6 protein-coding genes, 1 tRNA gene and 1 pseudogene are annotated in these 11,242 nt (G+C 69.4%); 6 read left to right on the top strand and 2 right to left on the bottom strand.

Features of this window, described 5'->3' with window-relative positions; genetic code table 11:
* Positions 1–178 precede the first annotated feature (178 nt).
* From lgt to pyk, 4 genes are all read left to right on the top strand, one after another.
* Positions 179–1,180: a prolipoprotein diacylglyceryl transferase gene (lgt, locus tag VOI19_RS05910; RefSeq protein WP_323792031.1), complete on the top strand. Its 1,002-nt coding sequence runs from the start codon at positions 179–181 to the stop codon at positions 1,178–1,180.
* A gap of 194 nt (positions 1,181–1,374) precedes the next feature.
* A complete protein-coding gene (gltB, locus tag VOI19_RS05905) occupies positions 1,375–5,934 on the top strand; it encodes a glutamate synthase large subunit (protein WP_323792030.1) in 4,560 nt (1,519 codons plus the stop codon).
* Positions 5,927–7,411, top strand: a complete 1,485-nt coding sequence (locus VOI19_RS05900; protein WP_323792029.1) for a glutamate synthase subunit beta — start codon at positions 5,927–5,929, stop codon at positions 7,409–7,411. Before gltB ends, VOI19_RS05900 begins: the two co-directional genes overlap by 8 nt.
* 338 nt (positions 7,412–7,749) lie before the next feature.
* Entirely contained in the window at positions 7,750–9,213 is a 1,464-nt protein-coding gene (gene pyk / locus VOI19_RS05895) for a pyruvate kinase (protein ID WP_323792028.1), read from the top strand.
* A 3-nt stretch (positions 9,214–9,216) separates the two neighbouring features.
* On the opposite strand, the gene VOI19_RS05890 is transcribed toward pyk, so the two are convergent.
* Together VOI19_RS05890 and VOI19_RS05885 are read right to left on the bottom strand one after the other, a co-directional pair.
* A complete protein-coding gene (locus VOI19_RS05890; protein ID WP_323792027.1) occupies positions 9,217–9,957 on the bottom strand; it encodes a transcriptional regulator in 741 nt (246 codons plus the stop codon).
* Positions 9,958–9,996: 39 nt separating this feature from the next.
* Positions 9,997–10,069, bottom strand: a tRNA-Leu gene (locus tag VOI19_RS05885).
* Between the two features lie 154 nt (positions 10,070–10,223).
* On the opposite strand from VOI19_RS05885, the gene VOI19_RS05880 reads away from it, so the two are divergent.
* A complete protein-coding gene (locus tag VOI19_RS05880) occupies positions 10,224–10,766 on the top strand; it encodes an ANTAR domain-containing response regulator (protein ID WP_416366343.1) in 543 nt (180 codons plus the stop codon).
* 151 nt (positions 10,767–10,917) lie between these two features.
* Positions 10,918–11,242: pseudogene (locus VOI19_RS05875) on the top strand (hypothetical protein); the annotation flags it as partial.

Below are 11,242 nucleotides of genomic sequence, written 5' to 3'. Positions count from 1 at the left end.
ACCGTCGTCGAGGTGGGACGATCGCTCGCGGTCGGGATCGACCGCGACGACCCCGGCGGCCACACGACCCAGATCATGGGAGTCGACGTGGCCGACGAGGCTCCGGTCTACTGGGGTCAGGACACCACGCCCGCCCAGTACGCCGCCGACATCCAATTCCTGCTCGAGGACTCCTGACGTGACGCTGCCCCCACTGCTGACCACCTGGTCGATCCCGAGCCCCTCCACCGGGGTCTGGTACCTCGGTGAGGTCCCCGTGCGGGGCTACGCCCTCTCGATCATCCTCGGCATCGTCGTGGCGATCTGGATCGGTGAGCGACGCTGGGCCGCGCGCGGCGGCAAGGTCGGCGACGTGCAGGACATCGCGATCTGGGCGATCCCCTTCGGCCTCGTCGGTGCCCGGCTCTACCACGTCGCGACCGACTCGGGGCTCTACTTCGGCGAGGGCAAGAACCCCGTCGAGGCCCTCTACATCTGGAACGGCGGCCTGGGCATCTGGGGTGCCGTGGCCCTCGGAGCGCTCGGCATCTACATCGGGGCACGACGCAAGGGCATCCGGCTGCTGCCGATGCTCGACGCGCTCGCGCCCGGGGTGATCGTCGCGCAGGCGATCGGTCGCTGGGGCAACTGGTTCAACCAGGAGCTCTACGGGCGCCCGACCGACCTGCCGTGGGGCCTGGAGATCGACCCGATCAACTACCCGGGCGGGCAGACCTTCCCAGAGGGCACGACGTTCCACCCGACCTACCTCTACGAGTTCCTGTGGAACCTCGGCATCTTCGGGCTGCTCATCTGGGCCGACCGTCGCTTCAAGCTCGGCTTCGGCCGGGTCATGGCGCTCTACGTCATGGGCTACACCCTGGGTCGCGGCTGGATCGAGGACCTGCGCATCGACACCGTCGAGCTCAGCGACGTCGGCGGGCTGCGGTTCAACGTGTGGACCTCGATCGTGCTGTTCGTGGCCGCGGCGGCGTACTTCGTGTGGAGCTCGCGCCGGCACCCCGGTCGCGAGGACTCGGCCTACCTCCCGGGTCGGGAGCCGGTCGACGAGCTGGTCGGCGGGTCCGCCGACGAGCCCACCGTGCAGCGCGGGACCGAGGCCGGGGCGGAGGCCGAGGCCGACGCGACGGACCTCTCCGGCGCGGGGGACGGCCCCGAGCCGGACCCCGAGCGCACCTGAGCGAGGCGCATGAGGCCTGGTGACCCGGCGCGGATGTCCACCGCCGGCTTCCCTTCCGTTCGGTGCGTTCACCCGGTGGTAATCTGAAGGCTCCGCCGCGTGGGCCAACGTTGTCCCCTGCGACCCACCGTTGCCACCGGTCCACCCGATTCGGGTCAAGCCCGGCAGCAACCGACGCCGACGGGAGAACACCAGTGCCTTATCCGCACGCGTTCCCGCCAGTTCAAGGCCTCTACGACCCGGCCAACGAGCACGATGCCTGTGGCGTCGCGTTCGTCGCCACGCTGACAGGGGAGGCGTCCCACGACATCGTGGCCAAGGCCCTGACGGCCCTGCGCAACCTCGACCACCGCGGCGCCGCCGGCGCCGAGCCCAACTCCGGTGACGGTGCCGGCATCCTGATGCAGGTGCCCGACGCGTTCCTGCGCGACGCGGCCACCGCCGCCGGCTTCGACCTGCCGCCCGCGGCGTCGTACGCCGTCGGCACCGCCTTCCTGCCCGGCGATGCCGAGCACGTCAGCGCCACCCGCACGGCGATCGAGCAGATCGCCACCGACGAGGGGCTCAAGGTCCTCGGCTGGCGAGAGGTGCCCACCGACCCCGAGATCCTCGGGACCGCTGCGCGCGCCGTGATGCCGGTATTCAGCCAGCTCTTCGTCTCGGCCAACGGCCAACGCCTGACCGGCATGGCCCTGGAGCGCCTCGCGTTCTGCCTGCGCAAGCGCGCCGAGCGCGAGACCGACGTGTACTTCCCGTCGCTCTCGTCGCGCACGCTGGCCTACAAGGGCATGCTGACGACCGACCAGCTCGACAAGTTCTTCCCCGACCTGGTCGACGAGCGCATCGCCTCCGCGATGGCGGTCGTGCACTCGCGCTTCTCCACCAACACCTTCCCGAGCTGGCCGCTGTCGCACCCGTTCCGGTTCATCGCCCACAACGGTGAGATCAACACCGTCAAGGGCAACCGCAACTGGATGCGGGCGCGCGAGGCGCTGCTCGACTCCGACCTGATCCCCGGCGACCTGGAGCGGCTCTACCCGATCTGCACCGAGGGTGCCTCGGACTCCGCCTCCTTCGACGAGGTGCTCGAGCTGCTCCACATGGGCGGGCGCAGCCTGCCTCACTCGGTGCTGATGATGATCCCCGAGGCGTGGGAGAACCACACCGAGATGGATCAGCAGCGCCGCGACTTCTACTCCTTCCACTCCGCGATGATGGAGCCGTGGGACGGGCCCGCGTGCGTGGTCTTCACCGACGGCTCGCAGATCGGCGCGGTCCTCGACCGCAACGGCCTGCGCCCCTCGCGCTACTGGGTCACCGACGACGGCCTGGTCGTGCTGGCCTCCGAGGTCGGCGTCCTCGACCTCGACCCCGCGACCATCGTCCGCAAGGGCCGGCTCCAGCCGGGCCGGATGTTCCTGGTCGACACTGACGAGCACCGCATCGTCGAGGACGAGGAGGTCAAGGCCGAGCTCGCCGACGAGCACCCCTACGGGGAGTGGTTGCACGCCGGTCTCATCCACCTCGACGACCTCACCGAGCGCGAGCACGTCGTGCACACCCACGCCTCGGTCACGCGACGCCAGCAGATCTTCGGCTACACCGAGGAGGAGCTGCGCATCCTGCTCACCCCGATGGCCAACACCGGTGGTGAGGCGTTGGGCTCGATGGGCACCGACACGCCGATCGCAGCGCTCAGCGACAAGCCGCGGCTGCTGTTCGACTACTTCACCCAGCTGTTCGCCCAGGTGACCAACCCGCCGCTCGACGCGATCCGCGAAGAGCTCGTCACCTCGCTCAACGGCACGATCGGTCCGGAGTCCAACCTCCTCGAGCCCACCCCGGCCTCGTGCCGTCAGGTGGTGCTGCCGTTCCCGGTGATCTCCAACGACGACCTGGCCAAGATCCGTCACATCAACCGTGACGGCGACATGCCGGGCTTCATCACCCACGTCTCGCGCGGGCTGTACGACGTCCACGGTGGCGGAGCCGCGCTGGCGGCACGCCTCGAGGAGATCTGTGCCGAGGTGAGCGTGGCGATCGCTGAGGGCGCACGCATCATCGTGCTCTCCGACCGGCACGCCGACGCCGACCTGGCGCCGATCCCGTCGCTGCTCATGACCGCAGCCGTGCACCACTTCCTGGTGCGCGAGAAGACCCGCACCCAGGTCGGGCTGCTCGTCGAGGCCGGCGACGTCCGCGAGGTCCACCACGTGGCCCTGCTCGTGGGCTTCGGCGCCGCGGCGGTCAACCCCTACCTGGCGATGGAGTCCGTCGAGGACCTCGCTCGCGAGGACTACTACGTCAAGGCCGAGCCCGAGGTGGCGGTCGCCAACCTGATCAAGGGCCTCGGCAAGGGCGTGCTCAAGGTGATGTCGAAGATGGGCGTCTCCACGGTCGCCTCCTACACCGGCGCCCAGATCTTCGAGGCCGTCGGGCTCTCGCAGGAGGTCGTCGACGCCTACTTCACCGGCACGACGTCCAAGCTCGGTGGCATCGACCTCGACACCATCGCCGAGGAGGTCGCGCGGCGTCACGCCACGGCCTACCCCCGCGGCGGCGTGCTGCCGGCTCACCGCGAGCTCGCGGTCGGTGGCGAGTACCAGTGGCGTCGCGACGGCGAGCCGCACCTGTTCAACCCCGAGACCGTCTTCAAGCTGCAGCACTCCACGCGCTCGCAGCGCTACGACATCTTCAAGCAGTACACCTCCGCGGTCGACGAGCAGTCGTCTGCGCTGATGACGCTGCGCGGTCTCTTCCGCTTCAAGGACGCCGAGGCCACCGGCCGGACGCCGATCCCGATCGAGGAGGTCGAGCCGATCACGGAGATCGTCAAGCGCTTCTCCACCGGTGCGATGTCCTACGGGTCGATCTCGAAGGAAGCCCACGAGACCCTCGCCATCGCGATGAACCGCCTCGGCGGCAAGTCCAACACCGGTGAGGGTGGCGAGGACCCCGACCGTCTCTACGACCCCGAGCGCCGCAGCTCGATCAAGCAGGTCGCCTCGGGCCGCTTCGGGGTGACGTCGGAGTACCTCACGAACGCCGACGACATCCAGATCAAGATGGCCCAGGGCGCCAAGCCCGGTGAGGGCGGTCAGCTGCCGGGCAACAAGGTCTACCCGTGGGTCGCCAAGACCCGGCACTCCACCCCGGGCGTCGGCCTCATCAGCCCGCCGCCGCACCACGACATCTACTCGATCGAGGATCTCGCCCAGCTGATCCACGACCTGAAGAACGCCAACCCGGCGGCTCGGGTCCACGTCAAGCTGGTCTCCGAGGTCGGGGTCGGCACGGTCGCGACGGGTGTCTCCAAGGCGCACGCCGACGTGGTGCTCATCTCCGGCCACGACGGTGGCACGGGCGCCTCGCCGCTCACCTCGCTCAAGCACGCGGGCGGTCCCTGGGAGCTCGGCCTCGCCGAGACCCAGCAGACGCTGCTCCTCAACGGCCTGCGCGACCGCATCGTCGTCCAGGCCGACGGCCAGCTCAAGACCGGACGTGACGTCGTCATCGCCGCCCTGCTGGGCGCCGAGGAGTACGGCTTTGCGACCGCCCCGCTGGTGGTCTCGGGCTGCATCCTGATGCGCGTCTGTCACCTCGACACCTGCCCGGTGGGCGTGGCGACGCAGAACCCCGTCCTGCGCGAGCGCTACAGCGGCAAGGCGGAGTACGTCGTGACGTTCTTCGAGTACATCGCCCAGGAGGTCCGCGAGATCCTCGCCGAGCTCGGCTACCGCTCGATCGAGGAGGCCGTCGGCGACGTCGGCACCCTCGACACCGCGAGCGCGGTCGACCACTGGAAGGCAGCAGGGCTGGACCTCAGCCCGATCCTGCACCAGGTGGACCGCTCGCAGTTCCCCGACCAGGCCCTGCGCTGCGTGACCACCCAGGACCACGGTCTCGAGAAGTCGCTGGACGTCACCGAGCTGGTGCCGCTGGCCAAGGCTGCGCTCGAGAACGGTGAGCCGGTGCGTGCCCAGGTGAGCGTGCGCAACGTCAACCGCACCGTCGGCACGATCCTCGGCCACGAGGTCACCAAGAAGTACGGCGGCGAGGGCCTGCCCGACGGCACCATCGACCTGACCCTCACCGGGTCGGCCGGGCAGTCCTTCGGGGCGTTCCTGCCCCGCGGGATCACCCTGCGCCTCGAGGGCGACGCCAACGACTACGTCGGCAAGGGCCTCTCCGGCGGACGGATCGTCGTGCGGCCCGATCGAGCGGCGACGTTCAAGAGCAACGAGCAGATCATCGCCGGCAACACGATCGCCTACGGCGCGACGTCCGGCCAGATCTTCCTGCGAGGCGGGGTGGGGGAGCGCTTCGCGGTCCGCAACTCCGGTGCGTGGGTGGTCACCGAGGGCGTGGGTGACCACGGCTGCGAGTACATGACCGGTGGCCGCGTCGTCGTCCTCGGCAAGACCGGGCGCAACTTCGCGGCCGGCATGTCGGGTGGCGTGGCGTGGGTGCTGGACCTCAAGGAGCTCCGGGTCAACAAGGAGCTCGTCGAGCTCGGCCCGGTCGAGGGTGAGGCGGCCGAGGAGCTCGAGAAGATGGTGCGCGAGCACCTCGAGGAGACCGGATCGGCGGTCGCCGAGGAGCTGCTGGCCGACTGGACGACGTCCCTGACGCGCTTCACCGAGGTGATGCCGCGTGACTACCGCATCGTCCTGGAGGCCAAGGCGAAGGCCGAGGCCGACGGCCTGGACGAGAACGAGACCGCTCACGCGATGATGGAGGCACTCCATGGCTGACCCCAAGGGATTCTTGAAGAACGGCCGCGAGGTCGCCACCCGACGTCCGGTGGACGAGCGGGTCAAGGACTGGGACGAGGTCTACCCCGACGGGATCGGCCGCGCGCTGCTCCCGATCATCACGCCGCAGGCCGGGCGCTGCATGGACTGCGGCATCCCGTTCTGCCACCAGGGGTGCCCGCTGGGCAACCTGATCCCCGAGTGGAACGACCTGGTGTGGCGCGACGACTGGGAAGGTGCGATCGAGCGCCTGCACGCGACGAACAACTTCCCGGAGTTCACCGGGCGGCTGTGCCCGGCGCCGTGCGAGACCGCCTGCGTGCTCGGCATCAACCAGGACCCCGTCACGATCAAGAACGTCGAGGTCTCGATCATCGACAAGGCCTGGGAGTCCGGCTTCGTCCGGCCCCAGCCACCGGAGTGGCTCTCGGGCCGCACCGTGGCCGTCATCGGGTCCGGCCCCGCGGGGCTGGCAGCTGCGCAGCAGCTGACCCGCGCCGGTCACACCGTGGCGGTCTACGAGCGTGCCGACCAGATCGGTGGGCTGATGCGCTACGGCATCCCCGAGTTCAAGATGGAGAAGAAGCACCTCGACCGTCGCCTCGACCAGATGAAGCGCGAGGGCACCGTCTTCCGTGCCGGCATCGACGTCGGTGGCGAGGGCTCGACGCTCACCGCGGCCAAGCTGCGCGACCGGTACGACGCCGTGGTGCTCGCCATGGGTGCGACCGAGGCCCGTGACCTGCCGGTGACCGGGCGCGAGCTCGGCGGCATCCACCAGGCCATGGAGTTCCTTCCGCAGGCCAACCGTGCTGCCCTCGGTCTCGAGCAGCTCGAGGGCCAGGAGCAGATCATGGCCACCGACAAGGACGTCGTGATCATCGGCGGCGGTGACACCGGAGCCGACTGCCTCGGCACCTCGACGCGTCACGGCGCCCGGTCGATCACGCAGCTCGAGATCATGCCCGAGCCCCCGGGTGAGCGGCCCTCCGGTCAGCCGTGGCCGACGTACCCGATGACCTTCCGCGTCTCCTCGGCGCACGAGGAGGGTGGCGACCGTGTCTACGCGGTGTCCACCAAGGAGTTCCTCGGTGACGACGACGGCAACGTCCGCGCGCTGCGGATCGTGGAGGTCGTCTTCGAGGGCGGCAAGCTCACCGAGGTCGAGGGCACCGAGCGCGAGATCCCGGCTCAGCTGGTGCTCTTCGCCATGGGCTTCACCGGTCCGGAGAAGCCCGGCATCGTCGAGCAGCTCGGCGTCGACCTGGACGAGCGCGGCAACGTCGCGCGCGACAACTCCTACATGACCTCGGTCTCCGGCGTGTTCTCGGCCGGTGACTGCGGTCGCGGGCAGTCGCTCATCGTCTGGGCGATCGCCGAGGGTCGTGCCGCGGCTGCTGCCGTCGACACCTTCCTCACCGGCTCGACGACCCTGCCCAGCCCGATCTTGCCCACCGAGCGCCCCCTGGTGGTCTGACGAGGCGGGCGTGAGCTCGCGAACGCACGCCTCGTCAGCGGTCGTCGAGTAGTCGATCGACGAGCGCAGCGAGACGTCGACGTATCGAGACGCAGTGAGCCGACCGGCTGCCTGGACCACCGTGGTCCGGGCTGCTGGTCGGCTCACTGGATTTCGTCTCACCCGTCGCGAGCTCCTGCGTCGCTCGCGGGGTTCGCTCAATCTTCGCTCGCCCACGCCGCCGACTCGTTCCTCGTCGGCGGCTGCTCGCTCGCTCAACCTGCACGCGCGACGCGGTGCACTCCTCCGTCGTGCACCACTGCGCGTTTGAACGTTCCAACACCCGCTAGGGTGGAGGGGTGCGGAGAGCAAAGATCGTGTGCACCCTGGGCCCTGCGACCAGTTCCGAGCGGAGGATCCGCGAGCTCGTCTACGCCGGGATGGACGTCGCCCGGCTCAACATGAGCCACGGCACCCACGCCGACCACGCCGAGACCTACCGGCTGGTGCGCGAGGCGGCTGACGCCTCGGGTCATGGGGTGGGCATCTTCGCCGACCTCCAGGGTCCGAAGATCCGTCTGTCGACCTTCGCCGAGGGACACGCAGTGCTCAGCCGCGGGCAGCGGTGGACGATCACCACGCGCACGGTGCCCGGGGACGGCGACGTCGCCGGCACGAGCTACCAGGGACTGCCGGGCGACGTGAAGCCCGGCGACCCGATCCTCATCGACGACGGCAAGGTCCGGCTGCGCGTGGTCTCGGTGGAGGGCTCCGACGTCATCACCGAGGTGCTCGTCGGTGGTCCGGTCAGCAACCACAAGGGGATCAACCTCCCCGGGGTCGCGGTGTCCGTGCCGGCGCTGTCGGAGAAGGACATCGCCGACCTGCGCTTCGCCCTCAGCCTCAGCGTCGACTTCATCGCCCTCAGCTTCGTGCGCAACGCTGCCGACGCCGAGGACGTGCGCGCGATCATGAAGGAGGTCGGCGTCATGCTCCCGGTCATCGCCAAGATCGAGAAGCCGCAGGCCATCGAGAATCTCGACGAGGTGATCGATGCCTTCGACGGCTTCATGGTGGCGCGCGGTGACCTGGCGGTCGAGTGCCCGTTGGAGGACGTGCCGTTCCTCCAGAAGCAGATCGTCCAGAAGGCTCGGCTCAACGCCAAGCCGGTGATCGTCGCCACCCAGATGCTGGAGTCGATGATCACCAGTCCGGCGCCCACCCGCGCCGAGGCCAGCGACGTCGCCAACGCCGTGCTCGACGGCGCCGACGCGGTGATGCTGTCGGGGGAGACCAGCGTCGGCGACCACCCCATCCACACCGTCGAGACGATGGCGCGCATCATCACCGCCACCGAGGGTCACGCTCTCGAGGGCGCCGACTCCGGACGCTTCACCGCCATCGACTGGGATCCGCGCACCACCGGTGGCGTCATCGCCAAGGCGGCAGTCGAGGTAGCCGAGCGGGTGGGAGCCGCCTACGTGGTTGCCTTCACCCAGAGCGGCGACTCGGCCAAGCGCCTGTCCCGGATGAGAAGTGCGATCCCGGTGCTCGCGTTCACGCCGGAGAACCGGGTGCGTTCGCAGCTGTCGCTGTCGTGGGGCGTCGAGACGTTCCGCACCCACCCGGTCGAGCACACCGACCAGATGGTGCGCCAGGTCGACGAGCAGCTGCTGCAGATCGGCCGGGTAGAGGAGGGCGACCTCGTGGTGATCGTGGCCGGCAGCCCGCCCGGAATCCCCGGCTCGACCAATGCGCTGCGGATCCACCGGATGGGCGATGCGATCAACGGGGCTGCACCGGCCTACCGCAAGCTGACCTGAGCCTCAGGCCTTCGGGCCGATCACCTCGTCGAGCCTGGCCACTGCGGCGCGCCTCGACACACTGACGTGCTTGGTGCTGCTCGCCCTCCACGCCACGTCGACGAGGTTGAGGGCCCAGCCGCAGAGATCGCGGATGTCGGCGCTGGTGTTGGAGAACTGCCAGCGGGGGTAGTCGTAGCGCTTGAGCTCGCCGGCCACTGGACGGCGGGCCCAGTTGCGCACCCGGGAGCCGTCGGAGTGGAACAGACCTCGCAGGAACTCCGCCGGGTGCTGCTCGACGATCTCGCGCTGCCAGGGCTCGAGCACGATCGGACGCTCGTGCTTGCGCCCGGGGCCGTGCTGCGGGAACAGGCAGGGCCAGTGCTTCCAACCGGCCTGGACGACGGTGCACCCGGGCGCCGGGACGAGGTGGACCGGACCTTGTCGAACGCTCGCGACACATCGGCTGACGTCGTCGATCACGCCCGGATAGACGGTGTCGCAGGAGATTCTGAGCGTGGAGTACCTGGCTGCGCGGGAGAGGCATCCGTCACCGAGGTAGTAGCCGAGCAGCGCCGAGTAGCCGGACGCGTCGAGAGCGCGACCGTCGCAGCGTGGGCACCTGTGCGGTGGAGCCGTCGACGGCCGCGTCTCCCAGGAGCGGATCGTGGAGCGGCTGACGTGCAGCGCTTGCGCGACCTCGGAGACGGTGCCGCCCGCGGTCCTGAGGCGACGCGCTCGGCGGCGGACGGAGTCGTCGTACATCTGGGGATTGTGAGGGCGGCCACCGACACAGGTGGTGAGTGCCCCGGGTGGGATTCGAACCCACACTGGATGGTGTTTGAGACCACTGCCTCTGCCGTTGGGCTACCGGGGCGAACGCGGTCGAACACTAGCCGATGGGCGCGCAGACCTACCGACCCCACTAGCCTTGGGCCGTGGCCGACGCACCCCGCACCCCCGACCAGAACCCTTCGACGAGCCCGGTGCGCCGCACCGTGGTGATCGCGGAGGACGAGACGCTGATCCGGATGGACCTCGCCGAGATGCTCACCGAGGAGGGGTACGACGTCGTGGGCCAGGCCGGCGACGGCGCCCGGGCGATCGAGCTGGCCGAGGAGCACCGGCCCGACCTGGTGATCCTCGACGTCAAGATGCCGGTCCTCGACGGGATTGCCGCAGCCGAGGCGATCGCGGGGCGACGCATCGCACCGGTGGTCATCCTCACGGCCTTCTCGCAGCGCGACCTCGTCGAGCGGGCGCGCGACGCGGGCGCGATGGCCTACCTGGTCAAGCCGTTCACGCAGTCCGACCTGGTGCCGGCCGTCGAGATGGCGCTGTCGCGCTTCGCCGAGCTCGCGCAGCTCGAGAGCGAGGTGCACGACCTGCAGGAGCGGCTCGAGACGCGCAAGGCGGTCGACCGGGCCAAGGGCGTGCTCCAGGAAAAGCTTCAGCTCACCGAGCCCGAGGCCTTCCGCTGGATCCAGAAGACCGCGATGGATCTGCGCCTCTCGATGCGCGAGGTGGCCGAAGGTGTCGTGACTCACACGGTCCCGGTGGACCCCGCGAGCTGACGAAGCGCGTCGCGCCGCGGATCGCGGTGTTGAAACGCAAACATCACGAATTGACAACGACAGCGCAGTGGCGCCCGTGGACGCGTCAAGACGACTAGGTTGAGCGTGGTCGTCGGCAGGGGTCGGCGACTTCGATGAACCGGAGGCTCAATTGAATCCCATCAGTAAGAAGGCCCGGCTCGGGGTCGTCGCCGTCACCAGCGCCCTCGTCCTCGCGGCGTGCGGCAGCGACGATGGCGACACCACCGAGGACCCGTCGTCGGCTCCCACCAGCTCTGACACCGAGAGCGCTGCTCCCGAGTCGGCTGGCACGCAGCTGTACTTCGTGGACGGCAACACCGCCAACTACGACAAGGACTTCGACCCCGGCACCCTCGAGGGCGTCAAGGCGACCTTCCCGGGCTCCGAGCTGAACGACGACTTCCAGGAGCGACTGCTGGGCGTCGACAAGTCGCTCAAGGACTTCACCTACGGTG

It is taken from the genome of Nocardioides sp., assembly GCF_034670285.1.
In the GTDB taxonomy this organism is placed as follows: domain Bacteria; phylum Actinomycetota; class Actinomycetes; order Propionibacteriales; family Nocardioidaceae; genus Nocardioides.
This window is presented reverse-complemented; position numbering and strand designations above follow the sequence as displayed.